The sequence below is a fragment of the Deinococcus rhizophilus genome, from assembly GCF_030271215.1.
Lineage (GTDB): Bacteria > Deinococcota > Deinococci > Deinococcales > Deinococcaceae > Deinococcus > Deinococcus rhizophilus.
The window spans coordinates 1-13,408 of sequence record NZ_JASNGB010000018.1; the positions used below are offsets into that span (position 1 = coordinate 1).

Consider the following 13,408-nt stretch of genomic DNA (forward strand, 5'->3'; position numbering starts at 1 on the left):
CCGCTCGCCGCGCCCCCCTGTGGCCCTCCCTGCTGGCGGCCGCCGCGGTCCTCGCCGGGGTGCTGGTCCTGCGGCCCGCGCCCGCACTGCCCGCCAGCGCCGCCTACGACGTGTACCAGGGCGCACTGGGAGAGGGCTGGTGAAGAGAGCCCTCGCCGCTGCCCTGGCCCTGGGGCTGGCCGCTGCGGCAAACGCGGCACCTGTGGACGACCTCACAGCAGCGCTGCGGCAGGCACGCACGCTGGCCGCGCGGGGCGACGCGGAGGTCAGTGTCTTTTTCCCGCCCCGCGCGGTGCCCACCCGCACGGCGGCGCGGCTGCCCACGGTGCCCTTTTACCCGGCGCTGCTGACACGCAACTTCACGGTGACCCGCCAGGACGCCTCTGCCCCCATTGCGGGCCGCGAGGTCACCCGCTATGACCTCACCCCCAGGGTGGGGCAGGCGGCCCGCTGGACGCTCTGGATTGACCGGGTCTGGAATGTGCCCCTCGCCTACGAGGAACGGAAGCCCGGCGGCCTGCTCGCCCGCCGCGCCGCCTTCACGCGGGTGGACCCCCAGCCCCTGCGGATCAAGAGGCCCCTGCCGCCCATCCCGGTGGGCCTGAGAGCTGCCGTGCTGAAGGCGCTGCCCGGCCTGCGCTTTCCGCCCGGCTTCGTGCCCGTCTCTGCCGAGGACCGGGAGGGGGGCGGCGTGACCGTTTCCCTCAGCGACGGGGTGAATGTGCTCGCGCTGGTCGTCGCCCCGCGCAATGTCCGCGCCGCGCCGGGGGTGGCCTCGCGGCGGGTGGGCGGGCGCTTCGTGTGGCTGGTGGGCAACCTGCCAGACACCCCGCTGAAACAGGCCCTGGCCCAGATCCGGGAAGCCGACCCCACCCCCCTGGGAACTTTTCTTCCCACCCACGACTCTAAGAGGTAACCATGCCCCTACCCCCCCTCTCCCGCAAGCTCACCGCCGAGGACGCCGCGCACTTTCTGCGGCGCACGGCCTTCGGTGCCACCGACGCCGGGATCCGCGACCTGGTGGGCCAGGGTGCGCGCGAGGTGGCCCGCGCAGCGCTGGCCTTCGGCGACGAACGCGCTCCCGGCAACCCCTTCAACCCCGCCGAGGCCGCCACGCCCTTCGCGGGCGTGCAGCTCACGCGGGCGGCGTGGCTCTTCGAGCTGCTGTACAGCCCCCAGCCCCTGCGCGAGCTGCTGGCCCTGACCTGGAGCAACCATTTCGTGGTCGCCACCGACAAGGTGCGGAACGTGCCGGTGCTGGCGGGCTACCTGAACCTGCTGCGCCGCCACGCTGCCACCACCGACTTCGCCCGCTTCGCGCTGGAGGTCGCGCAGTCGCCCGCGATGCTGCGGTACCTCGACGCCGACCAGAACCGCAAGGGGCGGCCCAACGAGAACTTCAGCCGCGAGCTGCTGGAGCTGTTCACGACCGGTATCGGCCCCTACACCGAGCGGGACGTGCAGGAGGGGGCGCGCGCCCTGACCGGCTGGACCTTCCGGGGCGGGCGCGGCAACCAGAAGTTTCTGGAGGATTCCGAGTTCTTCTTCATCTCCGGGCAGCACGACGGCGGCCGGAAAACCTACCTGGGGCAGAGCGGCAATCTGCGGGGCGAGGACGTGGTGCGGATCGCCGCCACGCACCCCGCGACCGCCACCTTCGTGTCCCGCAAGCTGCACCGCGCCTTCGTGGCCGATACCCCCGACGAGGGGGCCGTGGCCGCCAGCGCCGAGACGTGGCGGCGCACGAACGGCAACGTCCGCGCCGTGCTCGAGGAACTCCTCGCCAGCGAGCACTTCTACTCGCGCCGCGCGGCGATCATCCGCGGGCCGGTCGCCTTCACCGTGGCGGCGGTTCGCACGCTGGGGGGACCGAGGCTGGACACCCGGCAGATTCTGAACCTCGCGCAGACCGCCGGGCGGATGGGCCAGTTTCTCCTCGAACCCGACACCGTGAAGGGCTGGGACGGGGGCCGCGAGTGGGTGGGCGACACCGCCCTGCTGCTGCGGATGCAGCTGGCCGCCTCGCTCACCGTGGGGAACACGGCCCCGAAGCTGGAGATCCTGCCCTCCGACCTCGCCCTGCTGGGCACCCAGCGTTCGCCGCTGGCCGGGGTGACGGGCGGCCTGAACCCCAAGCAGCGCCTGTACCTGAGCCTGATCAGCCCCGAATTCGGGCTGGCCTGACCCTCCCCGTGACCCGACCCAAGTGACCCCAGAGGTAACCATGACCGTGGACCGACGCGACTTTCTGAAATACTCCGCCCTCGCGGTGGCCGCCACGACCGGCATGCCCGGCTTCCTGGCGCGGGCCGCGGCGCAGGCGGCGACCACCCCCGGCACTGCGGGCAAGACGCTGGTGGTCATCCAGCTCACCGGGGGCAACGACGGCCTCAATACCCTGGTGCCCTACTCCAACGGGGCCTACTACGCGGCCCGCCCCAACATCGCCATTCCCAAAAAGGACGTGCTGACGCTGACGCCGGACCTCGGGATGCATCCCTCCCTCAAACCCCTGATGGGCCTGTGGGACAGCGGGCACCTCGCCTGGGTGGAGAACGTGGGCTATCCCAACCCCAACCGCAGCCACTTTGCCAGCATGGCGATCTGGCACACCGCCGACCCCACCCAGGCGCAGGCGGAAGGCTGGATCGGGCGGGTGGCCGAGAAGATCGGCGACCCCTTCTGCGCCTCGAACATCGGCGGGACGACCCCACAGGCGCTGCGGGCCTCGGACTTCAGCCTGCCTTCCATCGACAGCGTGAGCAGCTTTCAGGTGCGGCTTCCGGCGGGGCTGGACGGGGCCTTCGAGCAGCTGCTCAACCTGCCCCGTCAGGGCGAGGCCGACTACCTGAGCCGCGCCACCCGGCAGATGGTCTTGAACACGCAGAAGGTGCAGGCGAACGTGGCGAAGTACCGCCCCGGCGCGAAGTACCCGGAAGGCCGCTTCGGCACCCACCTGCAAGACGCCGCCCGCCTCATCGCCGCCGGGACCGGGCAGCGGGTGCTGTACGTCTCGCTGAACGGCTTCGACACCCACGCGGGCCAGCGGGCCGATCAGGACGAATTGCTCGCGACCCTGGCCTCGGGCCTCGCCGCGTTCCAGGCCGACCTGGAAACGCAGGGGTTGGCCGACCGGGTGATCGTGATGGGCTTTTCGGAGTTCGGGCGCCGGGTCGCCGAGAACGGCAGCGCGGGCACCGACCACGGCCAGGGCAGCGTGATGTTCGCGCTGGGCAAGGGTGTGAAGGGCGGCGTCCACGGCGACAGCCCGGACCTGGAGAACCTGGAAAACGGCGACATCCGCTACAAGCAGGACTTCCGGGGCGTGTACGCCGGGGCGCTCACGCGCTGGCTGGGCCTGGACGCCCAGGGCATCCTGCGCGGCGACTTCGCGGGGCCGGAGTGGGTGGCGTGAGCGTCCGGCTCGGGGGTGCCCTCCTCGCCGGGCTGGTGCTGCTCGCGGCTCCGGCAGCCCTCGCCCTGCCCAAGTACCGCACCGAGGCCGCCCGCTTCCTCGGCCACGATAAGGACGACCCGCTGTGGCAGCTCTCCGGCAAGGTGATGTCCTGCGTGGCCTGCCATACCCAGCCGCAGGGCGGGAAGGGCTGGAACGCCTTCGGCCAGAGCCTGCAAGCTGGGTTCCGCGCCCAACCCACGGCCAACTTCCGCACGGTGCTGCGCTCGGTCCTCGCGAAGAACGCCGACGCGGACGCCGACGGCTACCCCGATGCGCTGGAATTCTTCGCGCGCACGCTGCCGGGTGATCCCAAAAGCAAGCCCGCCAAACCCCTGCGCGACCTCCAGGCCGAGTTCGAGAAGGCGGGCGGATTGCCCGAAGACCGGGCGAAAAAGTAAGCCCCACTTCCCGCGTGGGAGGTAGGGCCCTGTTGGGGGGAGGCCAGTGCCTTCCCCCGTTCGCTTGGAAGTTCAGGCGACCAGTTCGGCGCGGATCACGGGGAGCCGCCGCCCGTCCGCGATCTGCCGCACCACGTCCTCGCGCACCTCATTGGCCCGCTGCAGGCCCAGTTCGTCGATCAGCCGCACAAAGTCGTGGAGGGTGTAGGGACCCTCGCCGCCCTGCGCGTAGAAGAAGTAGGACGCCAGCTCCTCCAGCATCAATTGTGGCATGGCACCAATTTAGCCTGAAACCTCTGAACAGTTTCTGACTGCCGCGTCGGGGGTTCTCAGCCGTTTTTCCCAGGTCACCCACATCGCCTCCGGGACGTAGCCCAGCCGGGTATTCACCCGCAGCATGGGCAGATTCAGGACCGCGCCCCCGGTTCCGGCGCGGGTGTACCCCTCCGAGTGCGCCCAGGCCAGCGCGTGCGCCCCCACCAGCGTGGCGAGGCCCCGGCCCCGGTGTGCCGGGTGGGTCGCGGTGAGGTCGCTGGACACCTCGCCCGTGCCCTGAAGCGGCTGGCCGCGCGGCAGGGTCAGGCGGGTCAGCGCCAGCAGCTCGCCCCGCCGCCGCACCACGAAGACGGCTTCCTCGCGGGTCATCACCTCGCGCAGGGCGGGCAGGTCGAGCGGCGCGGTCATGGTCGTCGGGTTGCGCGGCACGTCCGCCTCGCCCTGGCGGTGCAGGGCGTGGAGGGCCTGCCACTCGGCCTCCGGCGCGTCCATGCGCCAGCGTTCGACCTCGTAGCCCTCCAGAAACAGGCGTTCCTCCAGCGCCCGGAACGGCCCGAAGTCCCAGCCCCGCAGGTCGAGGTGCGCTCCCCACGACTGCCACGCGTTGCGAAAGCCCGCCGCCGCGAAGAAGGTCATCTTCTCGGAGAAGTCCTCGCGGGTCACGCCCAGCAGCCGGGTGTATCCGGCGGGCCGCCGGACCAGTTCCGATCGGGCCAGCAGCGCCAGATAAAGGGGACTGAACGCCGCCCCCTCCCCCGCGAGGTCCAGCCGCAGCGCGTCCGGGGCGCTGTCCCCGAAGGGCGCGAGGTGCGCGGTGGCGATCACCCCGCCGCCCCGCACCGCCACCAGCCGTCGCCACTCTGGCCGGGCGTCCTCGCGGAAATGTTCGGGCCGGTAGGTCCACAGCCCGCGCACGCTCCGGGTCACGAGGTCGGCCACGGCGGGGGCGTCGGCCCGCTGGAAGGGCCGGACAATCACGCCCCACGTTCCCAGGCGATCCAGTCGGGTTCAATGTTGGCCCCGAGCCGCCGCAGCACGCCGAGGTAGGCCACATCCCGCGCACTGCCCGCCACGTTGAGGAAGGTCATTTCCCCAGCCTGCACGCTGCGGGCCACCCGTGCCAGCAGCGCCGTCGCCACCCCGCGCTGGCGGTGCCCCGGATGCACCACCAGCACCGCGTTCCAGGCATCCAGCCGCGACCGTTCCGGCAGGGCAATCCCCACGAGGTTCTGCCCGTGCCAGGCGAGCCAGGCCATGTCCCAGAGGCCGTCCCCCTTCGTCAGGGTCTCCGCCGCCGGGGGGATGGTGGGCTCGGCACTGACCTTCTCGCCGCGCGTCCGGGCATAGAGGTCGGTCAGGCGGCCGTCCCCCCGGAAGTCGGCGGCGGGGGTCAAGAGGTAGCCCTGCCCGGCCAGCGCCGCCTCCAGCCTGTCCGTCCCGGCCTCCCACCCCGCCAGGTGAAAGCCGCCCCCGAAGGTCCGGTGAACCTCCCGGAACCCCAGCGCGGGCAGGTCGGGCCACGCCGGAAGGTAATCCTCGCGCACGCTTGCCCACAGCCGCTCCCGCCCGGCCGCCCGCGCCCGCCCCGCGAGGTGCTCCAGCAGGGCTCCTGCCACACCGCCTGCCCGTTGATCGGGGTGCAGATGCAGGCCCACCCAGGCGTGGGTAGGGTGAAACTCCGGAAACCAGAGGGTGCCCAGCCCGCTCACGCGCCCTCCTGTTTCGGCCACGGCGTAGCGATCAGGAGTCTCCTGAAAGGAGCCCGCGAGCCTCACCGCACCGGTGTGAAAGTGCGGCTCCTGCGTGCTGTTCAGCAGCAGCGCCCCGGCAAAGGCGTCGTCAGGTGTGGCTGCGCGGATGGTCAGGGTTGGGCTTGAGCTCATGCCCCCATCCTGTCGGTCCGGCTCCCGGAACACCAATCGCAGAGGTAGGCCGGATGGCGTAGCCGTGTATATGCGCCCCGCGTCGGGCAGTGCCTGCCGCTACCAAGCGCTATCCAGTCCGGCCCGCTGCAATTCATAAGTGAATCACATTCACGGAATGGGTTGACAGGATTACGGCCGGGGCGTATTCTGTTTTCACCGGAATGGAAGCGCCGTTGGTGTGCTTGTTCCCCGAACCGGATGGAGCCTGAGGGCCCAAAGTTGTCCTTCGATCACGCCCTTCCCTCGTAGCAGGTGGGGGCGTGTCTTTTGTGGCCCGGAGCCGCCCGTTAGACTGCCGGACATGACAGCCTCCCAACAGAGCGTGGACCAGCTCAGCATCAGCACCATGCGGACGCTCGCCATCGACGCGGTGCAGGCCGCCAACAGCGGGCACCCCGGCGCACCCCTGGGCGCGTCCCCGATGGCCTACGTCCTGTGGCAGCGCTTCCTGCGCCACAACCCGCAGAATCACGAGTGGGCGGGCCGCGACCGCTTCGTGCTGTCGGCGGGGCACGCCTCCATGCTGATCTACTCGCTGCTGCACCTCACCGGGTACGACATGCCGCTGGGCGACATCCGGCGCTTCCGGCAGTGGGGGAGCAAGACGCCCGGCCACCCCGAGTTCTTCCACACCCCCGGCCTCGACGCGACGACCGGACCGCTGGGTCAGGGCGCGGCGATGACCGTGGGCATGGCGATGGCCGAGGCGCACCTCGCCGCCCGCTACAACCGCCCCGGCTTCCCGATCTTCGACAACCACGTCTACTCCATCCTGGGCGACGGCGACCTGCAGGAAGGGATCAACCACGAGTCGGCGGCGCTGGCCGGGCATCTGCGGCTCGGCAAGCTGATCTGGCTGCACGACGACAACCGGGTGCAGCTCGACACCGCCACCGAGAAGGCCGAGTCCGAGGACGTGGCCGCCCGCTTCCGCGCCTACGGCTGGCAGGTGCTGCGCGTCGAGGACGGCGAGAATCTGGACGAGATCGAGGCCGCGATCCGCCAGGCCCGCGAGCAGACCGAGCAGCCCACCCTGATTCAGATTCGCACCGTGATCGGCTTCGGCAGCCCCCGCGCGGGTACGAGCAAGGCGCACGGCGAGCCGCTGGGCGAGGAGGGCGTCGCCGCCACCAAGCAGGCGCTGGGCTGGAACTTCCCCGCCTTCACCGTGCCCGACGAGGTGAAGGCCCACATGGACGCGACGGGGCGCGGGGCCGCGCAGGAGGCCGAGTGGCAGGCTCTCCTCGACCGCTACGGCGCCGAGCACCCCGACCTCGCCGCCGAGGTGATGGCCCTCCTCAAGCGGGACCTGCCCGCCAATCTCGCGGACGCGCTGCCCACCTACGAACCCGGCAGCAAGGCGGTCGCCACCCGCAACGCCAGCGGCGAGGTCATCAACGCGCTGGCGGGGGTGGTGCCCGGCCTGATGGGGGGCAGCGCCGACCTCTCGGGCAGCACCAAGACCACCATCAAGGACGGCGGCGAGCTGCTGCCCGGCTCGTATGGGGGCCGCAACGTCTACTTCGGCGTGCGCGAGTTCGGCATGGCCGCCGCCGCCAACGGGCTGGCGCTGTACGGCGGGCCGCGCCCGCTGGTGGGCACCTTCCTGGTGTTCGCGGACTACCTCAAGCCCGCCTTCCGTCTCTCGGCGATTCAGATGCAGCCCGTGACCTACGTGCTGACCCACGACTCCATCGGGCTGGGCGAGGACGGCCCCACCCACCAGCCCATCGAGCAGCTCGCCATGCTCCGCGCCGTGCCCGGTGCCCACGTCATCCGCCCCGCCGACGCCAACGAGACGGCGACCGCGTGGCAGATGGCGCTGGAGTACGGCAAGGGACCGACCGCGCTGGCCCTCTCGCGCCAGGACCTCCCCGTCCTGCCCGCCAACCCGGAAGGCGTGAAGAAGGGCGCCTACGTCGTCCGCGACGCGGAGAACCCGGCGGTGATTCTGGTCGCCTCCGGTTCCGAGGTCAGCCTCGCGCTGGAGGCCGCCGAGGCACTGGCCGGGGAGGGGACGCAGGCCCGCGTCGTCTCGATGCCCTGCATGGAGGTTTTCCGCGAGCAGGAGCGGGGCTACCGCGACTCGGTCCTGACGCCCGGCGTGCCCCGCGTCGCCATCGAGGCCGCCAGCCGGTCCCCCTGGTACGAGTGGGTCGGCCATGACGGGGCCGTGATCGGGATGGACACCTTCGGCGCCTCGGCCCCCGCCAAGGTGCTGTTCGAGCAGTTCGGCTTCAGCGTGGAGAACGTGGTGGGGACTGTACGGGACGTGCTGGCCCGCTGATTCCCCGCCGCCCTCAGCGTCCGCTTCCCGGAAGGAGGCGGGCGCTTCCACGTTCAGTCGCGGGCGTGGTCGCGGCGGTACTCGTCGTGAATCATCTCCAGCAGCTCGGCACGGGTGGCGCGGGGAAAGGTGCGGCGCTTGGCGGTCACGGCCCGCTCGACGGCTCCCCGGTTGCCCCGCGTCAGCGTCATCAGGCGCCGCAGCCAGACCTCCTCATCGGTCTTCATCGTCCGGCGGGGCGGTGGCCGGAAGCCGCCCGGGCGCCCTGGCCCGCCCCGCCGCGTGAGCAGCAGCACCCCCGCCCCCGCGAGCGAGATCACGATCAGCACCAGCGCCGTGGTCATGCGGCAAGTCTAGAACACTCGTCAAAAAGTGCCTTTCTTTTTGACCGGGCAGAGCGGCCCCTGCCTTCACACCTCCTCAAGCTTGTGAGCCAGGGCGGGGAGGGGTGCGGGGCAGGGTGAGACAGTCGGCCCATGACCGACAAAGACCAGGCCAGCACCCACGCGCAGCCCGAAACCGCCCCCACCGGGAGCTACCCGCAGGAGGTGCCCGGCGAGACCCAGCAGACCCAGCCGGGCAGTGAGGCCGAGATGAGCGTCGCGCCCGTGGTCATCCGCGAGGGCTACCGGGGCAGCGGCAAGCTGGAGGGCAAGGTCGCGCTGGTCACTGGTGGGGACAGCGGCATCGGGCGGGCGGTGGCGGTGCATTTCGCCCGCGAGGGGGCCGACGTCGCCGTGATGTATCTCGACGAGCACGGGGACGCGCGGGACACCGTGGCGATGGTGGAAGCCGAGGGCCGCCGGGCGGTCGCCATCGCCGGGGACGTCGGGGACGTGGCCTTTTGCCAGCAGGCGGTGGCGCGGGCGGTGGCCGAGCTGGGCAAGCTCGACATCCTCGTCAACAACGCCGCCGAGCAGACCCCGCAAGACCAGATCACCGACATCACGCCCGAGCAACTGGAACGCACCTTCCGCACCAACATCTTCGGGATGTTCTACCTGACCCAGGCGGCGATGCCGCACCTGGGAGAAGGCGCGGTCATCATCAACACGACCAGCGTCACCGCCTACAAGGGCAGCCCGCAACTGCTGGACTACTCCTCCACCAAGGGGGCCATCGTGGCCTTTACCCGCAGCCTCAGCCAGAACCTCGCCGAGAAGAAGATCCGCGTCAACGGCGTGGCGCCCGGCCCGATCTGGACCCCGCTGATCCCCGCGACCTTCGGCGCCGAGCGCGTGGCCGAGCACGGCCAGAACGTGCCGCTGGAGCGTCCCGGCCAGCCCGCCGAGGTCGCGCCCGCCTACGTCTTCCTAGCCTGCGAGGACTCCTCCTACATCAGCGGGCAGGTCCTGCACCCCAACGGGGGCGAGGTGGTGAACGGGTAAGCGAACCCGCTCACCAGAAGGGACGCTGAAGCTCCGGCCTCAGCGTCCCTTCCCTTCCCGGATTCCTTCCCGGAGATCAGGCTTCGGTGCCCAGATGCTCGCGTGCCCACCCGTAAAACTCGGGCTGGTAGAACTCCAGCCGCACCTTCTTGTATTCCTTGGTCGAGTACAGGATCGCGTGGTCAATGCCGGGGGCGACCTCCTGCTCGATGGCGGCGATCTTGCCGAACGCCTCTTCCTTGCTTCTCCCGTGGACCATCGTGAAGATGGTGTAGGGCCACTCGGGGTAGGTCGGGCGCAGGTAACAGTGGGACACGGCCTTGAACTCGGCCATCTGGCGGCCCACCTCGGCCACCCGCTCCTGCGGCACGGCCCACACGCCCATCGCGTTGAAGGTAAAGCCCGCCTTCTGGTGCCGGAACACCGCCGAGACGCGCCGCAAGGCTCCGGCCGCCTTCATCTTCTCCGCGTGGGCGGCGAGTTCGTCGATGGTCAGGCCCAGCGCAGCGCAGGCGTCCGCGTAGGGCTCCTCGGTGACGGGCAGGTCCTTCTGGAACTCCAGCACGAAGGCGCGGTCGAGGTCGGTGACCTCGTAGCCGACATTGCGCTGCTCGGAGGTGTACTGGGGCCTGGACTTGGCGTTCCAGTCCTCCTTGCCGGTCATGTCGAACTCGACGCCGATCTTGAACAGGTGCAGGGTGGGCATCAGCCGGGTGACGCGGGCGCCGCTCAGCTCATGGAGCTTCTGGACATGCGCTTCGAGGTCGCTCTCGGGCGGCACGGCGATGGTGTACCAGAGGTTGAAGCTGTGGTTGCGCTTGTAGTTGTGACTGACGCCGGGGTGACCGTTGACGACCTCGGCCCCCGCGTCGAGCCGGTCCTCGTCGTACTCGGCGGCCACCAGGCTGGACTTGTACCCCAGGGTGCGGGTGTCGAAGATCGCGCTGACCTGCCGCAGCACCCCCTCGGCCTTCACCTCGCGCAGGATGCCCAGCGCTTCTTGCTCGGTCAGGCCGACCTCCTCGGCGATGACGCGGTAGGGCCGCTGCACGATGGGAATGTCCTTCTGAATGCGGTTGAGCAGGTGCTCGCGCGGCGTGACCGTGGGGGTCGCCGGGGCGGGCGCGGGGGCGGGGGCCGTCATGTCCTCCAGGGTACGGCCCCACGCGGCGGCAGAACGTCCCCGAACGAACGGTCAGGACCGCAGGGCTGACCTCCCGCGACGCGGAAACGGCACAATGCCCGCATGGTCACAGCAATCGTGATGGTCCAGGCCGACCGCCAGCGCATTCAGGAAACCGCCGAGGCCCTGTCCGGGGTGCCGGGCGTGCGCGAGGTGTACTCGGTGACGGGCGAGTGGGACATCGTGGTGGTGCTCAAGCTGGGGCGCTACGAGGACCTCGACGACGTGGTGACCGGCCACCTGCGCAAGGTGGAGGGCATCGCCCGCACCCAGACCATGCTGGCCTTCCGCACCTACAGCGAGGCCCTGCTTGATCAGGGGTTCGGCGTCGGTCTGGATGAGGGAAATCAGTTTTCCTAAACGGGGGGCGGCAGATTCAAGGGGCGGCGCCAGATTGCTGGAGTCGCCTGCTGTTGGAGGACGAACGGGCAGGGGGATGCCCAGGAAGAGGCCCGGAATAGATTTCGTACCCGTACCTACAAAGTTGGAGCAAGCCTCCACCATGAAAAGCCCCTGCCCTTTACAGACCTGGGCCGGAAACCCATACTCGGGGGCAGGAGGGCATCATGGCCTACAGGAAACTCAGTGAACAGGTGCAGGAGCTCAGCAATCCCCAGCGCAGTGACGCCTTTGTCAAGCAGTTTCGTGAAGCGGTGCGGGAGGGCAGGTTCGACGCCACCTTCCTCACCGAACGCTTCACCATGCCCAAGACCTTCTCGCGGCGGGGCGCGGAAGGCAGCTACCAGCGCGATACCCGCGACATGCTCTTTGACGTGACGCCCGAGTTCGAAGCGTGGTTCGCGGACACCAATGAGGCGCTGGCCAGCACCCGCCGCAGCGGGAATGTCAAACCCACCGCCGAGAACATCTCGGCCGGGCTGGTGGACTTCAAGGCCCTGGCCGAGGAGACCCGCCGCAAGATGCAGGCGAGCTACGAAAAGGGGCAGGCCCTCGGCAAGAGCCGCAGCCGGACCTCGGCGGGCGGGGGCACCACGACGCGCAGCCGCAGCAAGAACTAGACGCGGGGCGAGTCGCGCTCCGCGGGGTGGGAGAGGCCAGGGTGCTCCTCCCGCCCCCTTCGCATTCCTTCCCCGCCGCCTCCGGCCCCTTATGCTGATGCCAATGATGGTGACTGAACCGGACGCTTCCCCTGCCCCTGGCCCCTCTCCCTGGCCCCGCTCCTCCCAGCCCCGCCCAGGACGGGGCCTGCTGCTCGTGATTACCGGCGCGTCCGGGGTGGGCAAGGGCACCCTGCGCGAGCGCTGGCTGGCCGGGCAGGACGTGTTCTACTCGACCTCGTGGACCACCCGCGAGGCCCGGCCCGGCGAGCGTGACGGGGTGGAGTACGTGTTCGTGACGCCCGAGGTCTTTCTGGACCGGGTGCGTCAGGACGGCTTTCTGGAGCACGCGCAGTTCGTGGGCAACCACTACGGCACGCCCGCCGAACCTATCGAGGCGGCGCTCGCGCGGGGGCAGGACGTGGTGCTGGAGATCGAGGTGGAAGGCGCCATGCAGGTCAAGGGCCGCCTGGGCGACGAGGCCATCCTGATTTTCATCATGCCGCCCAGCCTCACCGAACTGCGCCGCCGCCTGACGGCCCGCGCCACCGAGACGCCCGAGCGCATCGAGAAACGCCTCGCCCGCGCCCGCGAGGAGATCATGCACGCCCACGATTTCCGCTACGTGGTGGTCAACGACGACCTGGACCGCGCCGTGGAGGAACTGCGGGCCGTGCAGCGGGCCGAGCGTGCCCGCCAGCTTCCCGAGGCCGAGTGGACCGACGAGGACCGCGCGGCGGGGCACCTGGCCGACACGGTCCGCAGCGGGGCGCTGAGCCCGGCGGACCTGCGCCGCGTCGTGGAGAGCTGAGCGCCATGCCCCTCGAACTGGTGCAGGGGGACATCGCCCGCGAGCGCACCTGCGCGGTCGTGACCGCCGCCAACAAGGAACTCGCGGGCGGGGGCGGCGTGGACGGCGTGATTCACCGCGCCGCCGGGCCGGAGCTGCTGCGGGCCATCCGGAAAATCGGTGGGACGCCCACCGGGACGGCGGTGATCACCCCCGCCTTCGATCTGGAGCGTCAGGGCGTGCGCTTCGTCATCCACGCGGTCGGCCCGGTCTGGCGCGGCGGCACCCAGGGCGAGGCAGAGCTGCTGGCCGGGGCCTGCCGCGAGAGCCTGCGGCTGGCTGCCGGGCACGGCTGCGACTCGGTCGCCCTGCCCGCCCTCAGCACCGGGGTCTACGGCTACCCGCTCCGGGAGGCCGCCGAGGTCACCCTGCGGGCGATTCACGACTTCCTGGCGGGGCATCCGGCCCTCAGCGTGCGGCTGGTGCTGCATGGCGAGGCGGCGGTGCAGGCTTTCCGGGCGGCAGAGGCCAGGCTGGGCGGGGAGAGCCGCGCATAACTTGACCTCCGGCGCATACCACGCTAGAATTCCCGACATCACCGCCCCAAGTGGGCGGTTTTTTCGTGCCCGGGCCCGGCCATCCGGCG

General features: G+C 70.5%; 15 protein-coding genes. 10 read left to right on the plus strand and 5 right to left on the minus strand.

Features of this window, described 5'->3' with window-relative positions:
* Positions 1-139 precede the first annotated feature (139 nt).
* Genes QOL99_RS03935 through QOL99_RS03950 form a run of 4 tightly spaced genes read left to right on the plus strand, consistent with a single transcriptional unit; the run spans position 140 to position 3,855 of the window.
* Positions 140-916, plus strand: a complete 777-nt coding sequence (locus QOL99_RS03935) for a transcriptional regulator (protein WP_285521562.1) — start codon at positions 140-142, stop codon at positions 914-916.
* 2 nt (positions 917-918) lie between these two features.
* Positions 919-2,184, plus strand: coding sequence for a DUF1800 domain-containing protein (locus QOL99_RS03940; RefSeq protein WP_285521563.1), 1,266 nt, complete (start codon positions 919-921; stop codon positions 2,182-2,184).
* Between the two features lie 40 nt (positions 2,185-2,224).
* Positions 2,225-3,415 (plus strand): DUF1501 domain-containing protein, encoded by a 1,191-nt coding sequence (locus QOL99_RS03945; protein WP_285521564.1) that lies wholly within the window; start codon positions 2,225-2,227, stop codon positions 3,413-3,415.
* The gene (locus QOL99_RS03950; RefSeq protein WP_285521567.1) at positions 3,412-3,855 is read left to right on the plus strand and encodes a hypothetical protein; all 444 of its coding nucleotides are present in this window, start codon (positions 3,412-3,414) and stop codon (positions 3,853-3,855) included. Before QOL99_RS03945 ends, QOL99_RS03950 begins: the two co-directional genes overlap by 4 nt.
* Positions 3,856-3,927: 72 nt before the next feature.
* Here QOL99_RS03950 and QOL99_RS03955 read toward each other — a convergent pair whose 3' ends face one another.
* The 3 genes from QOL99_RS03955 to QOL99_RS03965 are packed head-to-tail and all read right to left on the minus strand — an operon-like array spanning position 3,928 to position 6,014.
* The gene (locus tag QOL99_RS03955; protein ID WP_285521569.1) at positions 3,928-4,128 is read right to left on the minus strand and encodes a hypothetical protein; all 201 of its coding nucleotides are present in this window, start codon (positions 4,126-4,128) and stop codon (positions 3,928-3,930) included.
* Between the two features lie 9 nt (positions 4,129-4,137).
* Entirely contained in the window at positions 4,138-5,109 is a 972-nt protein-coding gene (locus QOL99_RS03960) for a GNAT family N-acetyltransferase (RefSeq protein WP_285521572.1), read from the minus strand.
* A complete protein-coding gene (locus QOL99_RS03965) occupies positions 5,106-6,014 on the minus strand; it encodes a GNAT family N-acetyltransferase (protein WP_285521575.1) in 909 nt (302 codons plus the stop codon). The genes QOL99_RS03960 and QOL99_RS03965 overlap by 4 nt, the downstream gene beginning before the upstream one ends.
* A 343-nt stretch (positions 6,015-6,357) precedes the next feature.
* Here QOL99_RS03965 and tkt point away from each other — a divergent pair, with 343 nt between their 5' ends.
* Entirely contained in the window at positions 6,358-8,343 is a 1,986-nt protein-coding gene (gene tkt, locus QOL99_RS03970; RefSeq protein ID WP_285521579.1) for a transketolase, read from the plus strand.
* Between the two features lie 53 nt (positions 8,344-8,396).
* Here the strand turns inward: tkt and QOL99_RS03975 are convergent, their stop codons facing one another.
* Complete coding sequence (locus tag QOL99_RS03975) at positions 8,397-8,687, minus strand: hypothetical protein (RefSeq protein ID WP_285521581.1); 291 nt, start codon at positions 8,685-8,687, stop codon at positions 8,397-8,399.
* 132 nt (positions 8,688-8,819) lie between these two features.
* Between QOL99_RS03975 and QOL99_RS03980 the strand changes: the two genes are divergently transcribed.
* Positions 8,820-9,731: an SDR family oxidoreductase gene (locus tag QOL99_RS03980; protein ID WP_285521582.1), complete on the plus strand. Its 912-nt coding sequence runs from the start codon at positions 8,820-8,822 to the stop codon at positions 9,729-9,731.
* 76 nt (positions 9,732-9,807) lie between these two features.
* Here the strand turns inward: QOL99_RS03980 and ahbA are convergent, their stop codons facing one another.
* Positions 9,808-10,875 carry a siroheme decarboxylase subunit alpha gene (gene ahbA, locus QOL99_RS03985; protein WP_285521584.1) on the minus strand — a complete coding sequence of 356 codons (1,068 nt, stop codon included), beginning with the start codon at positions 10,873-10,875 and terminating at the stop codon, positions 9,808-9,810.
* A gap of 102 nt (positions 10,876-10,977) precedes the next feature.
* Here ahbA and QOL99_RS03990 point away from each other — a divergent pair, with 102 nt between their 5' ends.
* The 4 genes from QOL99_RS03990 to QOL99_RS04005 all read left to right on the plus strand — a co-directional run bounded on the left by QOL99_RS03990 (position 10,978) and on the right by QOL99_RS04005 (position 13,319).
* A complete protein-coding gene (locus QOL99_RS03990; protein ID WP_285521586.1) occupies positions 10,978-11,274 on the plus strand; it encodes an Lrp/AsnC family transcriptional regulator in 297 nt (98 codons plus the stop codon).
* Between the two features lie 206 nt (positions 11,275-11,480).
* Positions 11,481-11,933: a hypothetical protein gene (locus QOL99_RS03995; protein WP_285521589.1), complete on the plus strand. Its 453-nt coding sequence runs from the start codon at positions 11,481-11,483 to the stop codon at positions 11,931-11,933.
* 103 nt (positions 11,934-12,036) lie between these two features.
* Positions 12,037-12,783 (plus strand): guanylate kinase, encoded by a 747-nt coding sequence (gene gmk, locus QOL99_RS04000; RefSeq protein WP_285521592.1) that lies wholly within the window; start codon positions 12,037-12,039, stop codon positions 12,781-12,783.
* Between the two features lie 5 nt (positions 12,784-12,788).
* Positions 12,789-13,319, plus strand: coding sequence for a macro domain-containing protein (locus QOL99_RS04005; RefSeq protein ID WP_285521594.1), 531 nt, complete (start codon positions 12,789-12,791; stop codon positions 13,317-13,319).
* Positions 13,320-13,408: the final 89 nt, after the last annotated feature.

Excerpts from the sequence above, each read along its gene's own strand:
- QOL99_RS03940 (WP_285521563.1), top strand. The coding sequence starts at position 919 with ATGCCCCTACCCCCCCTCTCCCGCAAGCTCACCGCCGAGGACGCCGCG.
- QOL99_RS03945 (WP_285521564.1), top strand. The coding sequence starts at position 2,225 with ATGACCGTGGACCGACGCGACTTTCTGAAATACTCCGCCCTCGCGGTG.
- QOL99_RS03955 (WP_285521569.1), bottom strand. The coding sequence starts at position 4,128 with ATGCCACAATTGATGCTGGAGGAGCTGGCGTCCTACTTCTTCTACGCG.
- QOL99_RS03965 (WP_285521575.1), bottom strand. The coding sequence starts at position 6,014 with ATGAGCTCAAGCCCAACCCTGACCATCCGCGCAGCCACACCTGACGAC.
- tkt (WP_285521579.1), top strand. The coding sequence starts at position 6,358 with ATGACAGCCTCCCAACAGAGCGTGGACCAGCTCAGCATCAGCACCATG.
- QOL99_RS03975 (WP_285521581.1), bottom strand. The coding sequence starts at position 8,687 with ATGACCACGGCGCTGGTGCTGATCGTGATCTCGCTCGCGGGGGCGGGG.
- QOL99_RS03980 (WP_285521582.1), top strand. The coding sequence starts at position 8,820 with ATGACCGACAAAGACCAGGCCAGCACCCACGCGCAGCCCGAAACCGCC.
- ahbA (WP_285521584.1), bottom strand. The coding sequence starts at position 10,875 with ATGACGGCCCCCGCCCCCGCGCCCGCCCCGGCGACCCCCACGGTCACG.
- QOL99_RS03990 (WP_285521586.1), top strand. The coding sequence starts at position 10,978 with ATGGTCACAGCAATCGTGATGGTCCAGGCCGACCGCCAGCGCATTCAG.
- QOL99_RS03995 (WP_285521589.1), top strand. The coding sequence starts at position 11,481 with ATGGCCTACAGGAAACTCAGTGAACAGGTGCAGGAGCTCAGCAATCCC.
- gmk (WP_285521592.1), top strand. The coding sequence starts at position 12,037 with ATGATGGTGACTGAACCGGACGCTTCCCCTGCCCCTGGCCCCTCTCCC.
- QOL99_RS04005 (WP_285521594.1), top strand. The coding sequence starts at position 12,789 with ATGCCCCTCGAACTGGTGCAGGGGGACATCGCCCGCGAGCGCACCTGC.